Consider the following 17,538-nt stretch of genomic DNA (forward strand, 5'->3'; position numbering starts at 1 on the left):
CTCTAATGTAAACATATAGATTATTATATTTATCATATTTTATTCACAATATTTTATATTTATAAGTATCCAATACTTTCATATGTAACTTTTAATAGAAAACATATATGTTACTCTTTTAAACATCTGAACCTCTCATGACTAAAACCATAAAGTTCCTGCTTTATAGAATTTTATATAATTCACAAAACAATACTAAATTTTTATAGTTTATTCTTCTATATAGTCCTTAATATAATATCAAATACAGCCCTATACCAAGATTAATGACTTTTTTCCTGATTAATGCTAAAATAATTAAAAATGGAAACTAAAACTCAAATGTATTTTCCCAAAAAATAAACGGAGGTTACTTAAGATGATAAGTGATTCTATATCAAAAAGACGCAGTATTAGAAAATATAAAAATCAAAGTATTTCACATGAAACCATAGAAAAAATAATTGAAGCTGGAATAAATGCACCTTCATCTAAAAACAGACAACCATGGCATTTTGTTGTTGTCACTGAAAATGAAAAAGAATCTATGCTTAAAGCCATGAGTAAGGGTATTCAAAATGAAATTGATGACAATGGACTTCTTCCAGAGAGTCGTCAACATATAGCTGGTGCAAATTACACAGTTGAAATTATGGAACAAGCTCCAGTAACAATCTTTATTTTAAACAAATTAGGTAAATCACCTTTAGAAAGCTTATCTGCTGAAGAACGCTTCTATGAAATGGCAAACATACAATCAATTGGAGCTGCCATTCAAAACATGTCACTTATGGCTGTAGAATTAGGTCTAGGTAGTCTTTGGATTTGTGATGTATACTTTGCATATCGTGAATTATGTGAGTGGCTAGATACAGATAATCAATTGGTAGCTGCAATATCTTTAGGTTATCCTGATGAAGAACCATCAATGAGACCTAGATTACCATTGAGTAATGTAACTGAATGGAGATAGTTTTTTAGTTTTATTAAAAAAATAAGCATTATAAATAGTGCATTTTCATGAGCTATTATGCAGATTTGAGTGTTTTTTAAACAATCTTTTCAAGTAAGATAAAGTATCTATACTCTGCAATCTCACTGTAGTTCCTGAAAATGCACCTCTAAAATTATACATGAATATTATTTTAGTATTAATCAATAAAATTTAATTTATTACATTTCTTAGAGATTCTCTTATACTTCCACAATCTCCTTATGATTACCAATCATCTTATTTTGCTTTATAGTTAATGACTTCATTTCATGAAGTGCAAAGTATATACATACAATTGCCGCTGCAGCATCTGCTATTGGACCTGCAAACATTACTCCATCAATTCCCATAAACATTGGTAAGATTACTATCAATGGAATTAAGAATAGAATCTGACGAGTCAAAGAAGTAAAAAGTCCCAGTACTGATTTCCCAATTGATGTAAAGAAAGTTGATGATATTATTTGAACACCATTTATAAATGTTAAGAACAAGAAAGTCCTAAAATAATGTTCTGCAAATATAAAATAAGTCTCATTTCCATTACCAAATATAGATGTAATTTGTCGTGGGAATAGTTGGAAGCATAAGAATGCAATAATAGCTATAACAGTTGCACTTCCTACTGCTAACTTATATGCTTCTTTTACACGATTATAATTTTCAGCTCCATAATTATATCCTATAATAGGTTGCATACCTTGTGCTATACCTATAATTATAGATATAAAAATCATATTTACTTTAATAATAATACCAACACAAGCAAGTGGAATCTCACTTCCATAAACTGACCTAGCACCATAGTATGCCAATGTATTGTTCATAACTATCTGTGTTACAGTCATTGCTAATTGATTAAAACATGAACTTGAACCTAGTGCAAATATATGTTTATAAATTATACTCTCTAATTTAAAACTTTTCTTATGTAATTTGATATGTTGAAAGTTCTTTATATAATAAATACTTATTGCAAAAGATATAAACTGCCCAATGACAGTTGCTAAAGCAGACCCAGCAATACCCATATTAAAAACAAATATAAATAATGGATTTAAGATTGTATTGATGACTGCTCCTACTAGCATACAAAACATAGAAGCTTTTGGTCTTCCATCTGCAAGTATCAACTTACTCATTCCAGTGGACATTATAAGAAATGGTAATCCGATTGATGTAATTTTTGTGTATGTGTGTGCATAAGGTAGTATTTCTGGTGTAGAGCCAAAGAATTTTAATAATGGTGTCAAGAATATTGATACTATTATAAACAAACTTACTCCAAAAATAGCCATCAAACAGATTGAATTTCCTGCTGCTTTTGTAGCCTTTTCTGAGTTTTTAGCTCCTAATTCTAATGAGCATTTAGATGCGCCTCCAATACCTAATAATAAGGCAATTGCTGTACATATTGTAGTTAATGGGAAAGTAACATTTGTAGCAGCGTTACCTAATACCCCAACACCTTGCCCAATAAATATTTGGTCAACAATGTTATATAAGGCACTTACTAACATTGCTATAATACTAGGAATTGCATACTTAGTTAATAATTTTGAAACTTTATCATATTCCAATGGTTCTTTATAGTTTTCTTCCAATTTCCTTCGCCTCCAATTTTGCTTCTTCATTCATATCAATAGCTAAAAATGCAACTTTTTCTAACATTGATATAAACAACTCTTTCTCTTCTTTTTCAAATGAACCCAACAATTCTTCTACATATTCATTTGTTATTTTTAATATTTCATCATAACATTCTAAAGATTTCTCTGTAGGATATAAATGCCATGTTCTTTTATCCTTTACACTTGGTTTTCTAGTGATAAATCCCTCTTTTTCTAAATTTGCCAAAGCTCTTGTTATATTACTAGGATTTACAAGGATTTTTTCAAATATAGTATCTTGTGTAATACCTGGATTATTACATATGTGTAACACATAAAAATATTGGCTATTATTGATTCCAATGTCCGCCAATTTCCTGTCAATATAATTTGTATTATATCTATTTATAATGGAAACCCATTTTAATAGCTGTCTCATATTCTCTCCTTATTTATTATTTATCGCTGATTTTTGCGTGCGCAATAATCTATTTGCTCATGCAATTATTTTACTGCTACTTTTATTCTTTGTCAATAGCACCCAAGTTTATCTTTAAATTATAAAGTCACTATAAATTTCATATATTAGACCATTACTTTAATTTAACTATCTTTAATTTTTCACTAATGTTTAATTACCTTTTATATTAATCTATTTACATAAATAATTCCTAATTCCTAATTCCTAATTCCTAATTCCTAATTCCTAATTCCTAATTCCTAATTCCTAATTCCTAATTCCTAATTCCTAATTCCTAATTCCTAATTCCTAATTCCTAATTCCTTTTAAGTTTATTTTAAAAATCATATTGACACAATATTTATTATCTGTAATAATATTTATATCGAATCGATATATATCTAATTGATATTAGGAGGCAATATGTTAGAATACATTATTTTAGGATTCTTAATGGAAGAAAAATTAAGTGGGTACGACTTAAAGCAATGGATGTCACATAGTACATCATACTTTTTTGATGCTAGTTTTGGCAGTATCTATCCAGCACTTAAAAGATTAGAAACAAAGGGATATATCCACTGTCATGAAGCTATTGATGGTAGCAAATTAAAAAAAATATATTCTATAACTGATGCAGGTAAAGAATACTTTCTTGAATGGCTAAAAAAACCGATAAAATTTTCTAAAACAAAGCAAGACCATCTTGTTAATATATTTTTTTACAAGTATCTACCTAAAGAAATAATTGAAACAAACTTAAAACTATTTATAGCTGAGGTTGAATCACTCTCAGATAAACTAAATAAACAAAAAATTGATGCAGAAAAAAATCATTGTATTGAACAATATGCATACATGTATTCCACAATGGTTTATGGAGTTGACTATTATAATTTTGTAATTAACTGGTGTAAAGATTTACTAAAAAATTTGTAAGATATAATTTTTAGAAATAAGCATACATAAAAGGAGATGAAACTTATGAGACTTTTAATACATGATTTAACTGAAGAAGAATTAGATAAACTATCACCTAAACTTGATGACGATATAAAAATACTTCCAAACACAAAGGAGATTCACAAGTGTATTGGCTGTTTTGGCTGCTGGATTAAAACACCTACTGAATGTGTTGTAAAAGATTATTATAGCAATATGGGTAAACTTATAAATGAATCTGATGGGCTTGTTATAATAAGCAGATGTTGTTATGGAGGATTCAGCCCTTTTGTAAAAAACATACTTGATAAAAGTATTAGCTATATCCTACCATACTTTGTAATGAAAGATAATATGATGCGTCATAAAAGTAGATATAGCAAACAGATAAATTTAAAAGCCATCTTCTATGGAAATCACATTACAGAAGCTGAAAAAGATACTGCTACCAAATTAGTACATGGAAATTCTATAAATTTTAATATGAAAGAACACTCTGTTTGTTTTTATGAAAATATACAAGATATAAGAGGTGAATCTATATGAATATAACAATGATAAATGGTAGTCCAAAAGTAAATAAAAATAATTCACAATATTTTTTATCTGAAGTAGAACAACTTATTCAAAAGGATAATAAAGTTTTTACATTTAAAGTAGATAACCCTTCTAAATATCCTGATGCTCTTAATTCTATACTTAATTGTGATAGATTAGTAATTGCATTTCCTCTTTATGTAGATGGGATTCCATCTCATTTAGTTCACTTTTTAGAGGAGTGTGAAAAGTTTTTAAAAACACAAAATAAAAAGCCTATCCCAGTGTATGCAATTGTTAACTGTGGATTCTATGAGGGTAAACATAATCATTTGGCAATTCAGATGGTAGAACATTGGTGTAAAAAGGTCAATTTTATATGGGTTCAAGGTGTTGGAATTGGTGCTGGAGAGATGTTTGGTTCACTGACTTCTATACCTTTGGATAAAGGTCCTAAGAAAAAATTGGGCATTACACTAAAAGAATTATCAAGAAATATACTTAATGACAATATAAATCTTGATAATCCTGATAAAAATAATATTTTTATTTCACCTAATTTTCCTAGCTTTCTATATAAATTTATGGGTAATTATCAATGGAATCCTCAAGCTAAATCAAATGGTTTAACTAAGAGTGATATACTAAAGAAATAAAAAAATGGAATGGTATAACAATATCAAAAAAACCATCAAGTATAGTAAAGCCTTTCATCTTGATGGTTTTCATAATATTCATATTTACTACACAATAGATAGCATAAAATACTCCTGATTTCTATATGTTGCAATTCATTTCTTTTCTTTATGAGCTGTAATGATTGTGTAGCTATAAGCATTTACTGTTATAATACAATTATCTACACTTATATACCAGTTCTTTCCCTTTCTATTAATAATAGTATTTGGAGCTTCTATTTTAATTTTACACCAGCCCACTACATCATTTGTCTCTAAAGAAAGGTTTTTCTTAATTCTTACCATACCTAATTCTGTTGTATGTAATTTATCTAGATTTCTAAGTAATTCATTTTCTGGATTCATTCGTTTTAGAACACCTCACCCTTTACAAAATTAAATACATTATTTAATTATATTTTATCATAGCCTTATAATAAAGTAATTTTTTCTATCGTTTATAAATTCCTTATTGACATATAGAGTTATAAAACTATTTTTACATGAATTTCTCTACTTTAATATTGTTACTTTTTTTAAAGAATTGGAACCCAAAACTGAATTTCGCTCAAACCGCTATTATCAACATTTTCTCCATATTTTACAAAATCATATAAATTATTTTCATTTAATTGACAACTTGAATTAGGAAACCATTCTCGATAGATATATTCCACAACATTTTGCATACTATCTTCATTTTTTCCAATGAAAGTAAAAACAATATAATTACTTTTTGGCAGTGTGAATTTTACCATTCCATTAGGTAACTTACCAAAACAAGATACTTGTGCTCCTGCAATATATGTAAATGAAGGTGTATTTTCAATTTCTTTAAAATCACTATAATCATTGACTCCAATTAAGAAATCTAAATCTACTTTGTTTTCTATCAGTTCTTTATTTTTATGCAAATCCCTCCAACACTTTCCAATAATATGAAATCCTCTTTTTACTTTACCAGAATACCCAACAATATTTATATCTGTACAATCGACTTTTTTAATGTCTAAAATCATATCTCCACGTAACTTTTTCCGATTATTGATATCAAATTTTAATTGTATTGGTAAGAAGTCTTTATGTTTCCTAAAAAAATTTGGACTATACTTAAACATCTTTTTAAATCCCTTTGAAAAAGAACGCTGTGTATCATACCCTGAAATTAAAGCGATTTCAATAATCGGCTTTTCTGTAAAAATAAGCATTCTTGCTGCTTCAGTCAATCTACGTCTTTGTATATAATTATGAACAGTAAAGCCTACAACGGATGTAAACATTCTATGTAAATGGTACTTTGAATATCCCGTTTCTTTAGCAATAGCTTCTAAATCCAACAGTTCATCTAAAAGATGTATTTCTATATAATCCAAAGCTTTTTCAATAGTAATTAAATTATTATCCACCTGAGACACCTCCTATTTTAACGATAGCATATTATTTTATTTTATTTTTCACATTATTTGCTAATGTTTTGATTTATTTTCCTATATAAAAAGCACTTCAACTTGAAGTGCCTCTCTCTTACATGTTCATTTTGATACTCTCAATATCGTTTTTGAAATTACAAAATACTCTATATAAATCTTATCAAAATCACTCTATATAAACTTTATTCAGCTTCTCTAATCCTATCAACAATACTATCTTTAGAAATATTATGATAAACCAGCAAAGGCACTATAGATGTTATCAAGAATACTATCAATACACTTATTATCAGTGCTTCTACTGGATAGGTATACACAGAGTATCTTAATTTCATAATATTAAATCCTAAAAATGTAGCCATGCTTCCAAATATAAGATTTATAATCGTTATTATTACACCATAATAAAATCCCTCGAGTATTATCATTTTCTTAAGCTGTGTTTTTGTCATTCCTACTGCTTCAATCATTGCAAATTCCTGTTTACGAGACATTATATTCGTTATCATTGTATTTATAAAGTTTAACACTCCAATTAATCCTATTATAAACACTGCACTCATACCTACGATTTTTATGACTTTTTGACTTTCTCGTGCTTCTTCTATATAAATATTTTTTGAGTAAATCTTTGTATAGGGATTATTATATTTTTCATTCAAATTTTTTATTTTACCTTCAACAGATTTCATATTGCCATTTACATCTATTATTAGATTTTGTATATATGATTTTTCAACCATATTTTTAAAGTCATTTTCATTAATATACATTCTCATTTGGAAATTCTTTGCTCCATCAAGAACTGCCATAACTTTAAACTCAGTATCTACATACCCTTCATCTATATTCTTTCCTTTTAAATATTTAAATTTAATTTTGTCTCCTGCTTTTATCTTACTTCCTTTATGCCCATTAATTACCACATATCCACCTGCATCAAATTTCTTCTCATCTATATTACCTGATAATATCTTAGGATTTTTTTCAGAATATATGATATTATTCTTTGACAATTTACTTAGCAATTCTCCTGAGGATAATCCAATTGTATCAGAAGTTAAGAATCCCCTTTCCTTTGCATCTTCATCTGGATTTCTATTTTGAAGAAATTGCTTTTTATATTCTGTATCTACTTCTTGAGTCAATATCTCATCTTTCAAATCACCTTCATAAGCTATATAACTTAAATCTTTGTATAACTTACTTACCTTACTTACTCCATCTATATTTTTAATATCTTTAATTAATTTTTCATCAATTGGAATAATATCATTCTCTTCAAATTTTACAGAATCAACAAGACCATGATGTATTTCTATATCTCCTAACATCATACCCTCAGCAGCTTTTTCTGGATTAGAGCTACTTATAATTGCAGATACAGTTAAGAATATTATAGAGCTTAACGACATAGAAACTAAAACTAAAATTGCTTTACGTTTATTTCTAAATAGATTTGAAAGTGCCATTTTATGAAGTTTGGAACCATTTCTCCCTTTTTTAGATTTACGTCTAACCCTATTACTTTTGTCACTATATCTTACTGCATCTATAGGTGATACAGAACTTACAATCTTAGCAGGTTTTTGACATGAAAGTCTTACAGTTATATATGAAAACACAATGGCAAATACGAATATTAATGGATTAAAATATTCAAATGCGTTACTATTTAATCCATCCATAAATTTACCAACCAAAGGAACAAATATCATCCCCAATAAAAAACCTAATACTAGACCTATTGGTATTGCCACTATACATAGTCTATTAGCTTGTTTAATAATCAATTTTTTTAATTGATATGGTGACGTTCCTATTGTTTTTAATAAGCCATAATATTTTATATCTTTAACTACTGAAATATAAAAGATATTGTAAATTAACAAATATCCACTTAAAAGAATAAGTGCTATGATTAATATTATTGGTAATATATTTTTAATCATTTCTTTAAAAGTGGTTCCTTGTTTACTTAGATATACAGGATTTATGCTTGCTTTTCCTGAATATGGTTGAATCTTCTTAATTAATTCATCAAATCTAGCTTGCAAATTATTATCATCTAAGAAATTAAGAACTAGACTTGTAGCCGCTACTTCATTTTTTTCCTTATAATTATTATAGAAAGCTTCACTTGCATATACATCATGTAGAGGTATTGCTGTGGCTGTCTTGTATCCAAAATATCCACTTAATATAAATTTGAAAGTTTCTTTTTCATCAGTTGATACTCCATCTTTAACTTTTGAAATTATCACCTTTACTTCAGTACCTATTTTATGAGGTAACTTCAACATATCTAGTACTTCTATAGGCATAACTATTTCATCATTATTCTTTGGTAAACTTCCTTCAATCATCTCTACATTTACAGCATTTTCAAGACTTTTTTCATCATAGACAGCCAAATTTACCGTCTGTGTTGAAAACTCTGGATTTTTTAAACTTCCTATATTCTTCATTATACCAATACTGTTTTTGTCTACTGAACTATCTTTTTTTATAATTTCAATCTGTCTTTTATTTACATTCTGAAGTTGAACATGGCTATTTGTTCCATATTCCATAGCTTTATAGCTATCAAAGGCTTCTAACATACTATATCCTACTGTAAATAACGATGTAAATAAAATTGTCGTCAACGCTATCGCAATTACTGAAACCAAATTCCTCGTTTTATTTGCTTTAAAACTTCTATCACTCAACTTTTTTATGATTTCTTTATTGTTATTTTCTAACATCAGTCTCACCTCTATTTACAACTTTTCCATCTTCAATTCTTATAATTCTATCTGCCATTTGAGCAATTTGTTCATTATGGGTTATCATAATTATAGTTTGACTAAACTTGCTACTAGTAACTTTTAAAAGACCTAATACATCCTGTTCTGTTTTACTATCTAAATTACCTGTTGGCTCATCAGCTAATATTATAGATGGTTTTGTAGCCAAGGCTCTTGCAATAGCAACTCTCTGTTGTTGTCCTCCTGATAGATTATTTGGTAAATCATCCACTTTTTGAGTAAGCCCTAAAACTTGTATTATTTCATCTACATATTTAGTGTCTATTTTGCATCCATCAAGTTCAATTGGTAATACTATATTTTCATAAACATTTAGTATTGGAACTAAATTATAATTTTGAAATACAAATCCTACATTACGTCTTCTAAATATTGTAAGTTCTTCATCATCCATATTGAATATATTATTACTTTCAATAATTACTTCTCCACTACTCGCTCTATCAAGACCTCCTATCATGTGTAGTAATGTGCTTTTTCCACTTCCTGATGTCCCTACTATTGCGACAAATTCACCTCTATTTATACTTATATCGATTCCATCTAAAGCTTTTACTATATTTTCACCTTTTCCATAATATTTTTTTAAATTCTTAGTTTCCAGTATTCTCATAATCATATCTCCCTACTAACTTTTTTAATATGTTTCCTAAATGTATGCCGAAATTCTAATTTGATAAGTTTTTTTACTTAGAATAAATTTCTTACTTAAATATTATCATCTAAGCATCTTTTAATCCTCACAGGACTGTTATATTTTAGACATCAATTATAACAGTTTTGAGACATTTAAATAAAAATAGTGCATATGGCGTTATCTAACAAACACTATATACACTATCTCCAAAGATTTTAAATATAAATTTTTTATAAACATTACACTTACTTTTTAATATTGTTCTCAATTTTTCATATAGATATTGAATGTAGTTCCAACTTTTTTCTGAGAATCGACTTTTATAAACCCACTCTGTTTATTTATAATCTCTCTTGCTAAATACAGCCCTACTCCTATCCCATCTATATTTGTGACTTCTATACTTCTATAAAACCTCTTAAATATATTATTTATATCGCTCTCATCTATACCTATTCCAGTATCACTTATAATAATCTTAGTAAAGATGTCCATCTTATCAACTTTTATTCCTACCTTACCACCTTCAGGCGTATATTTGACTGCATTTTCTATAATATTAAATAGAGCTTCACCAGTCCACTTTTTATCATGATAAACCTCTACCTTATCATCTAAATCAATTTCTAATGATATATTTTTCTCCTCAAGCCTTAAAAACACACCACTTAAAGCACTTGCGATAGTATCGCTTATTCTGCTTTTAGTTACATTTAAAGATATAATTCCTGTTTCTAATCTCGATATTTTTATAAGAGAATTTCCCAACCAGTCTAATTTGTTTACCTGATTTTGCATATTTTCTAAAAACGATACTTGATTTTTTCTATCCAATTCTTTTTGCAATAAAGTCTCATTATACATTGATATATTAGCTATTGGTATTTTTATTTGATGTGATATATCTGATATTAGAGTTTTTATATTTTCTTTTTCATCTACATATTTATTATTTTTAATTTCAATTATCTCTATCATATGTTTTACTTTATTTTGAACTTTTGCAGTTAAAGTATCTTCATTTAAATTAAACTTAATATTTTTATTACCTGCTATAAAATCATCTATATTACATACAATATTATTACTAAAGTCAACTATATCTCTTCTTATTTTAAATACAAAAAATAATGATATTAGAAACATAAAGATTATAAAAATTAAAATAATACAATCAATATTTTTAATAATATCAATTGAATCAGAATACATATACAAGATTTTATTAGTTTGTGATTTTATAACTATAAAGGTTAAGATAGATACTATAAAATATACAATAGAAATACTTTTATAGTAGTTTTTCGTTGAAGTTTTGCTATTTCTCATCTTGTTCACCAGCCCACATATATCCTATTCCATAGACAGTCCTTATATATTTATGTTTAGACGTTTTTTGGTCTATTCGTTTTCTCAATCTATTTATATTTACAGTTAGTGCATGTTCTTCCATATATTCACTATCGCTATCCCATATTGCATCTATCAATGCTTGTCTTGTAACTATTTCATTTTTATGTTGTACTAATTGTTTTAGAATCTTATATTCTATAGGTGAAAAAACTATACTTTCATTGTTTCTACTAACTGTCATTTTGTCAAAATTAAATTCAAAATCACCCTCAATTAAAATATTTTCTTGTATATCACTACCACATCTTCTAAGCAGTGCTTTTATTCTCTGCATTAATATGTTTATACTAAATGGTTTTGTTATATAATCATCTGCTCCTATCTTAAATCCATTTATAATATCAGATTCCATATCACAAGCTGTCAAAAAAAGAATACCTATCTTTGAATCATTCCTTATATCTTTACAAAATTCAAATCCACTTCCATCAGGAAGATTTACATCTAGTATAATTAGATTTATTTTTTCTGTCTTAAACTTTTCTTTTGCTTCCTTTAGATTATATGTTGGTATAACTTGAAAGCCTTCACTTTGCAAGTTAAAACATATACCATTATTAAGCATGACATCATCTTCCACAACCATTATAGTCTCCATTTTATTTCCCCCAAATTACATATGTATACTGAATTATTAATCTTTTAGTTTCTTTTATTATACTAATTTTATTTTCTCAAATACTACTATTTTGCATAATTTTTTATTATACACAACAAAAAGAGTGTATATTTAGTACTTTACTCAGTATACACTCTATGCTATTTACATTTTATATGAAATATTAATATTTACTACTTTTAATATCATCTCTATTTCAACGTCATATCTAAAATTTTTATTTGAGTTTACTATAATCTTCATCAGATACAGGCTCCAGCCATTCATTGAAAGCACCTTCAGCTGGCACCTCTATAGCTAAATGCTGAAACCAACTATCAGGTGCAGCTCCATGCCAGTGCTTTATTTCTGGTGGTATATTAACTACATCACCTGCATGTAATTCCTGAGCTGGCTTTCCAAATTCTTGATAATATCCTCTACCTCCAGTTACAAGTAAAATCTGACCGCCCTTATGATGTACATGCCACGAATTTATTGTAGAAGGTGCAAATGTTACATTACCAACTGCCACGCCCTTAGTAGTGAGCATATTCAGATAACATTCTCCTGTAAAATACTGCGCAAATGCTTTATTTTCTTCTCCAATAGGAAAAACTGCTCCTATACCTAAATCTTTTTCTCTATTCATTTCTCATCCCCCTATGCCTAATCTAATTTTTTTACACTCTAAGTATACAACTTGAAGTTAACTCTAAGGCAATAGTTTTTATCAGGATAATTTAACTTTTAATTTATATTTATTCATTAAATCTATTCTTTTAAATCTTCATCATCTATTATAGATTTTCTTATATTCAATAATTGGTCCACAAATTGATTAGCAGGAGAATTTAAAATATTCTTAGGAGTGTCATACTGTTGAATAACTCCATGATTTAATACCAAAGTCTTTGTGCCTAAAATCAAGGCTTCATAAATATCATGTGTAATAAATATAATTGTAACTCCTGTTTTTTTATGAATTTCTTTTATCTCTTTCTGTAATTGCTTTCGTGTAATCTCATCTACTGCTCCAAAAGGTTCATCCATAAGTAAAATTTCTGGAGAAGAAGCTAGAGCCCTTGCAATACCTACACGTTGTTGTTGACCACCGGATAATTCCGATGGATAACGAACTTTCATATCATTTGGTAAGCCTACTATCCCCATCCACTTGTCTACAGCACTTTTCACTTCTGATTTATTTTTTTTATTGAGAAGATTTGGTACATATGAAATATTTTCTTCAACAGTCATATGAGGAAAAAGGACACTTCCCTGTACACAATATCCTATTTTTCTTCTTAATTTAATTAAGTCCTCGTTTTTAATATCTATTTGATTTATCAATATACTTCCTCTATCTGGCAAAATTAAACCATTAATCATTTTTAAAAGTGTTGTCTTCCCTGAACCAGATGAACCAATAACAGTTAAAAATTCTCCTTTTTCTATATCTAAATCAAGATTATTTATTATAGATTTATCATCATATTGTTTTTCAATATTTTTAAATTGTATAATAGGTGTCATTATATTTCCTCCAATTATAAAAGACCTTTTTTATTCAAAAACTCACGTGCAACATCTCTAGGTTCTAAATTATTGTTTTCTACATCATAATTCATTTTAGCCATTTCTTTATCAGTCAAAATATTTTCAACCACTTTAAATACTTTTGATAACTCTGGATGATCCTCTAACACTTCTGAACGAACAACATTTCCACATTGATAAGATGGATAGAAGTTTTTATCATCTTTTAAAACTACAACGTCTGAAACACTATACTGACCATCAGTTGTGAATATAGGCATTACATCAATTTTACCCTCATTGATAGCTTGATATTTTAATCCAATATCTAAATCAACTGTATTTTTAAAGTTTAATCCATACGTATTACACAATGGAGTATATCCGTCCTCTCTTTCATAAAAATCATACTCTGCTCCAAACGTCAATTTAGAAGATATCTCTTTTAAATCTGATATATTTTTTAAATTATATTTTTCTGCAACTTCTTTTCTAACTGCTAATGCATAACTATTAGAAAAACCATACATACCAGTCCATTGCATCTTAAGTTTATTTTTGTATTCTGATTGTAGTTTATTAAACATATCTTCAGTATATAATTCATTTTTCTTAAGTACCATATTCCAGCCTGTTCCTGTATACTCTGGATAAATATCAAATTCCCCATTTTCCATAGCTGGCTGAATATTAGACGTTCCTCCACCTACACCTTGTGTAATCTCTACTTTTAAACCTGTATTCTTTTCAATTAAAATATCCAACATCTCACCAAGGATATATTGTTCAGTCATAGGTTTTGTAGCAATATGAATAGTTTGAGTTTTTGAAGAATTAAAGAAGTATGATGTAAAGATGGCTAGCACTATAATAAGACTTCCTAGAATGGCAAAAACTTTTTTTCTATTTTTCTTTTTTCTTTTTCTTTGAAAAAATCTTTCTACTAATCCTAAAATAAAATCAAATACTAACGCTAATAAAGCGATAAGTATACTTCCAGTGATTGTCATTACTGTATTATTTGTTGTGATTCCTCTATATATGGCTACACCTAGCCCTCCTGCACCTATAAATGAAGCAATACCAGCTAATGCAATTGTCATAATGACCATGTTTCTAATACCAGACATGATAACTGGTAGAGCTAGTGGAAGCTTTATTTTATATAGTATCTGAAAGTCTGTACTTCCCATCCCTCTAGCTGCTTCAAGGATATTTTTATCTACGTTAGTGATTCCAGTATATGTATTTCTAACCATAGGTAATAGTGCATAAATAGTAAGAGCAATAACAGCAGTAGTATTCCCAATCCCAGAAAATGGTATTAAAAATCCTAACATAGAAATGGATGGAATTGTATATAGAAAATTGATAGTTCCCAATATAGGTTTAGAAGAACTATGAAATTCACTTACAATAATACCAATTATCCCACCTAAAACAATTGCGATTATTATAGAAATAATAGAAATTGTCAAATGCTCTATAGATAATTTTATAAAAAAATCACTTCTCTCAGATAATAATGTCAAGATATCATTTATCATTTATCTCACTCCTTTTTATGAGTTTTACTTAACAAGATTTAAAATTTAATTTAGTAATAACCCTTATTTTAATATATCAATAAATTATTCCATAAATTACATGTTAAGATTATAATATCAAACTTGCAAGTAGGAACAAAAAAGTAACTATTGGAGAATAATTGCTCAATATTCTTCCTAAAAATAATAAAAAATGCCAGAACCGTTAAAAGCTTGATATCTAAACGGATTTCTGACACTATATTTAATTAAATTTGAATATTTCTCATATTATTTACTACTGTTAAGTTTAAGTATCATTTTATATACCCATTCTACTCATTAATATATCATTATATTAATTATATTTTATTTATTATACTATATATTTTGCTGTTAATGATACTCTATTGTTGCACAATTGTTTTGGAGTTCCTTCAAATATTACTTTTCCACCTTTTGCTCCACCTTCAGGACCTATATCAATAATCCAGTCTGCTCTTTTAATTACATCTATATTATGTTCAATTATTATAACTGTATTTCCATTATCTACAATTTCTTCAATTATACTTATAAAATTTTCAATATCTGCCATATGAAGTCCTGTTGTAGGCTCATCCAATATATATACTGAGCTTTCCTTATTTAATTCACTAGCGAGCTTTAATCTTTGACATTCTCCTCCAGATAATGTATCGAGAGTTTGCCCTAAAGTAAGGTATCCAATACCCATTTTTTCAATACATTGTAATTTTGTTTTAATCTGTCTTAAACTAAAAAATTCAATCGCATCTAATACGGACATTTCAAGAACTTCTATTATATTCTTCCCTTGAAATTTATATTCTAAAACCTCTTTTTTAAATTTCTTGCCTTCACAAATATTACAAGTGTTCTTTATACTATCCATAAAAGCAAGATTCATTTCTACTATTCCAGACCCCTTACAATTATCACAAGCCCCCTCTGAGTTTGAACTAAATAAAGAAGCCTTCACTCCATTTGTTTTTGCAAATACGCTTCTTATATTGTTCATAATGCCACTATATGTTGCTAAACTTGACCTTGAGTTTACTGATACAGGACTTTGGTCTATAAGTACAGCATTAGGATTTTGCTTTAAGAATTCAGCCTTAATTAATGTGCTTTTACCTGCACCTGCTACTCCTGTAACTAAAGTCAACACACTCTTAGGTATTTTAATAGATATATTTTTTAAGTTGTTTGTATTGCAGTTTTTAAGTTCTAAGTATCCTCTATGCTCTCTTACATTTTCTTTAATAGAAAGAGATTTATTTAAGGCATTCCCTGTAACTGTTCCACTTACAAGTAGATTGTCATAACTTCCTTCATACACAATTTTTCCACCATACTTACCAGCCTTTGGCCCCACATCTACAATGTGGTCTGCAATCTTAATGACATCTGGGTCATGTTCAACAACTATAATTGTATTTCCTTTATCACGTAATTGTTTTAGAAGTTTATTTAATTTATATACATCTCTTGGATGAAGCCCTACACTCGGCTCATCAAAGATATACATTAAATCAACGAGATTACTATTCAGATATTTGACCATCTTTATACGCTGAGATTCACCTCCTGATAGTGAAGATGTCTCTCTATCTAAACTTAAATATCCAAGACCTATATCTATTATACTATTTAATTTTTCTATTATTCCCTTAAGTAAAGGTTGTGCTTCTACTTTATCTATATTTTTAATAACTTCAACTAATTCATCAATTTGCATACTAGTTAAATCTGCTATATTATAGCCATTAATTAAAGACTTGTACACTCTTTCATGAAGTCTTCTCCCATTACATACAGGACATTTGTCTTCTATGAGAAGTTTACTCAACTTTTTCTTAGTAGTGTCTGATATTTCACCCTCTTTACTTAAATATAGACGATTAAATTTAACCATTAATCCTTCATATGTCATGTTTGATTGACCAGCATTTTCTATTTTAATCTTTTCTGCTTTACCATATAAAAAATTTTTTAGTTCTCTTTCTGTATAATCACATATTCTTTTGTCATTCTGAACCTCCCATGACTAAAGTCACAGGGTTCCTGTTTCATAGAATTTCGCATACTAAAATATGTCTTACTAATTCTCCACAGGCTATCCCCGTAGTTCCTACGGTTCTTACATACGTTATCTATTTTAAACTGTTATTAGTCTTAATCCTTCTTTTAGTATATTTATACTCGCATTTATGTCTCTATCGTGAGTTACATTACAACAAGGACAAATCCATTCTCTTATATTTAAATTCTTAACTTCCTCGTTTTTGTACCCACATTTATTGCATATTTGTGAACTTGCAAAGAATCTACCTACCTTTACGATTTGTCTACCATACCAATTAGC

Annotated in this window: 17 protein-coding genes; 4 read left to right on the forward strand and 13 right to left on the reverse strand. The window is 28.1% G+C overall.

The genetic code is table 11. The annotated features are described in order from the left end of the window. Nucleotides 1-358 precede the first annotated feature (358 nt). Complete coding sequence (locus Q3287_RS17555; protein ID WP_407964549.1) at nt 359-952, forward strand: nitroreductase family protein; 594 nt, start codon at nt 359-361, stop codon at nt 950-952. A gap of 221 nt (nt 953-1,173) precedes the next feature. Here the strand turns inward: Q3287_RS17555 and Q3287_RS17560 are convergent, their stop codons facing one another. Both Q3287_RS17560 and Q3287_RS17565 read right to left on the reverse strand, forming a co-directional pair. Beyond that, the gene (locus Q3287_RS17560) at nt 1,174-2,577 is read right to left on the reverse strand and encodes an MATE family efflux transporter (RefSeq protein ID WP_054277012.1); all 1,404 of its coding nucleotides are present in this window, start codon (nt 2,575-2,577) and stop codon (nt 1,174-1,176) included. Next, the gene (locus Q3287_RS17565; protein ID WP_407964550.1) at nt 2,561-3,022 is read right to left on the reverse strand and encodes a MarR family winged helix-turn-helix transcriptional regulator; all 462 of its coding nucleotides are present in this window, start codon (nt 3,020-3,022) and stop codon (nt 2,561-2,563) included. Before Q3287_RS17565 ends, Q3287_RS17560 begins: the two co-directional genes overlap by 17 nt. 444 nt (nt 3,023-3,466) lie before the next feature. Between Q3287_RS17565 and Q3287_RS17570 the strand changes: the two genes are divergently transcribed. Genes Q3287_RS17570 through Q3287_RS17580 form a run of 3 tightly spaced genes read left to right on the forward strand, consistent with a single transcriptional unit; the run spans nt 3,467 to nt 5,178 of the window. Next, a complete protein-coding gene (locus Q3287_RS17570) occupies nt 3,467-3,982 on the forward strand; it encodes a PadR family transcriptional regulator (RefSeq protein WP_054277607.1) in 516 nt (171 codons plus the stop codon). Nucleotides 3,983-4,027: 45 nt separating this feature from the next. Next, a complete protein-coding gene (locus Q3287_RS17575; RefSeq protein ID WP_407964551.1) occupies nt 4,028-4,531 on the forward strand; it encodes a flavodoxin family protein in 504 nt (167 codons plus the stop codon). Then, a complete protein-coding gene (locus tag Q3287_RS17580; protein ID WP_407964552.1) occupies nt 4,528-5,178 on the forward strand; it encodes a hypothetical protein in 651 nt (216 codons plus the stop codon). The genes Q3287_RS17575 and Q3287_RS17580 overlap by 4 nt, the downstream gene beginning before the upstream one ends. A gap of 135 nt (nt 5,179-5,313) precedes the next feature. Here Q3287_RS17580 and Q3287_RS17585 read toward each other — a convergent pair whose 3' ends face one another. The 11 genes from Q3287_RS17585 to Q3287_RS17635 form a co-directional block, all read right to left on the reverse strand. Next, nucleotides 5,314-5,565, reverse strand: coding sequence for a DUF3781 domain-containing protein (locus tag Q3287_RS17585; protein WP_054270784.1), 252 nt, complete (start codon nt 5,563-5,565; stop codon nt 5,314-5,316). 170 nt (nt 5,566-5,735) lie between these two features. After that, nucleotides 5,736-6,605, reverse strand: a complete 870-nt coding sequence (locus tag Q3287_RS17590) for a helix-turn-helix domain-containing protein (RefSeq protein WP_227832644.1) — start codon at nt 6,603-6,605, stop codon at nt 5,736-5,738. 206 nt (nt 6,606-6,811) lie between these two features. Next, nucleotides 6,812-9,376, reverse strand: coding sequence for an ABC transporter permease (locus Q3287_RS17595; RefSeq protein ID WP_407964553.1), 2,565 nt, complete (start codon nt 9,374-9,376; stop codon nt 6,812-6,814). Then, nucleotides 9,363-10,052 (reverse strand): ABC transporter ATP-binding protein, encoded by a 690-nt coding sequence (locus tag Q3287_RS17600; RefSeq protein WP_167640634.1) that lies wholly within the window; start codon nt 10,050-10,052, stop codon nt 9,363-9,365. The genes Q3287_RS17595 and Q3287_RS17600 overlap by 14 nt, the downstream gene beginning before the upstream one ends. Nucleotides 10,053-10,340: 288 nt before the next feature. Continuing rightward, nucleotides 10,341-11,222, reverse strand: coding sequence for a sensor histidine kinase (locus tag Q3287_RS17605; RefSeq protein ID WP_407964554.1), 882 nt, complete (start codon nt 11,220-11,222; stop codon nt 10,341-10,343). Nucleotides 11,223-11,394: 172 nt separating this feature from the next. Then, the gene (locus Q3287_RS17610; RefSeq protein WP_407964555.1) at nt 11,395-12,087 is read right to left on the reverse strand and encodes a response regulator transcription factor; all 693 of its coding nucleotides are present in this window, start codon (nt 12,085-12,087) and stop codon (nt 11,395-11,397) included. A gap of 238 nt (nt 12,088-12,325) precedes the next feature. Next, entirely contained in the window at nt 12,326-12,739 is a 414-nt protein-coding gene (locus Q3287_RS17615) for a cupin domain-containing protein (RefSeq protein ID WP_054277615.1), read from the reverse strand. Nucleotides 12,740-12,861: 122 nt separating this feature from the next. Continuing rightward, complete coding sequence (locus Q3287_RS17620) at nt 12,862-13,623, reverse strand: ABC transporter ATP-binding protein (RefSeq protein ID WP_054277616.1); 762 nt, start codon at nt 13,621-13,623, stop codon at nt 12,862-12,864. 14 nt (nt 13,624-13,637) lie between these two features. After that, nucleotides 13,638-15,173, reverse strand: a complete 1,536-nt coding sequence (locus tag Q3287_RS17625) for a glycine betaine ABC transporter substrate-binding protein (RefSeq protein ID WP_407964556.1) — start codon at nt 15,171-15,173, stop codon at nt 13,638-13,640. Between the two features lie 355 nt (nt 15,174-15,528). Then, complete coding sequence (locus tag Q3287_RS17630; RefSeq protein WP_407964557.1) at nt 15,529-17,106, reverse strand: ATP-binding cassette domain-containing protein; 1,578 nt, start codon at nt 17,104-17,106, stop codon at nt 15,529-15,531. 225 nt (nt 17,107-17,331) lie between these two features. Further along, a partial coding sequence (locus tag Q3287_RS17635; protein ID WP_407964558.1) for a zinc ribbon domain-containing protein occupies nt 17,332-17,538 on the reverse strand: 207 nt, incomplete at its 5' end.

It is taken from the genome of Clostridioides sp. GD02404 (genome assembly GCF_045898275.1).
GTDB lineage: Bacteria > Bacillota > Clostridia > Peptostreptococcales > Peptostreptococcaceae > Clostridioides > Clostridioides difficile_A.

Coding starts and splice junctions, on each gene's coding strand:
- Q3287_RS17570 (WP_054277607.1), top strand. CDS start 3,467: ATGTTAGAATACATTATTTTAGGATTCTTAATGGAAGAAAAATTAAGT.
- Q3287_RS17600 (WP_167640634.1), bottom strand. CDS start 10,052: ATGAGAATACTGGAAACTAAGAATTTAAAAAAATATTATGGAAAAGGT.
- Q3287_RS17585 (WP_054270784.1), bottom strand. CDS start 5,565: ATGAATCCAGAAAATGAATTACTTAGAAATCTAGATAAATTACATACA.
- Q3287_RS17620 (WP_054277616.1), bottom strand. CDS start 13,623: ATGACACCTATTATACAATTTAAAAATATTGAAAAACAATATGATGAT.
- Q3287_RS17615 (WP_054277615.1), bottom strand. CDS start 12,739: ATGAATAGAGAAAAAGATTTAGGTATAGGAGCAGTTTTTCCTATTGGA.
- Q3287_RS17565 (WP_407964550.1), bottom strand. CDS start 3,022: ATGAGACAGCTATTAAAATGGGTTTCCATTATAAATAGATATAATACA.
- Q3287_RS17630 (WP_407964557.1), bottom strand. CDS start 17,106: ATGACATATGAAGGATTAATGGTTAAATTTAATCGTCTATATTTAAGT.
- Q3287_RS17555 (WP_407964549.1), top strand. CDS start 359: ATGATAAGTGATTCTATATCAAAAAGACGCAGTATTAGAAAATATAAA.
- Q3287_RS17605 (WP_407964554.1), bottom strand. CDS start 11,222: ATGTTTCTAATATCATTATTTTTTGTATTTAAAATAAGAAGAGATATA.
- Q3287_RS17580 (WP_407964552.1), top strand. CDS start 4,528: ATGAATATAACAATGATAAATGGTAGTCCAAAAGTAAATAAAAATAAT.
- Q3287_RS17575 (WP_407964551.1), top strand. CDS start 4,028: ATGAGACTTTTAATACATGATTTAACTGAAGAAGAATTAGATAAACTA.
- Q3287_RS17595 (WP_407964553.1), bottom strand. CDS start 9,376: ATGTTAGAAAATAACAATAAAGAAATCATAAAAAAGTTGAGTGATAGA.
- Q3287_RS17625 (WP_407964556.1), bottom strand. CDS start 15,173: ATGATAAATGATATCTTGACATTATTATCTGAGAGAAGTGATTTTTTT.
- Q3287_RS17610 (WP_407964555.1), bottom strand. CDS start 12,087: ATGGAGACTATAATGGTTGTGGAAGATGATGTCATGCTTAATAATGGT.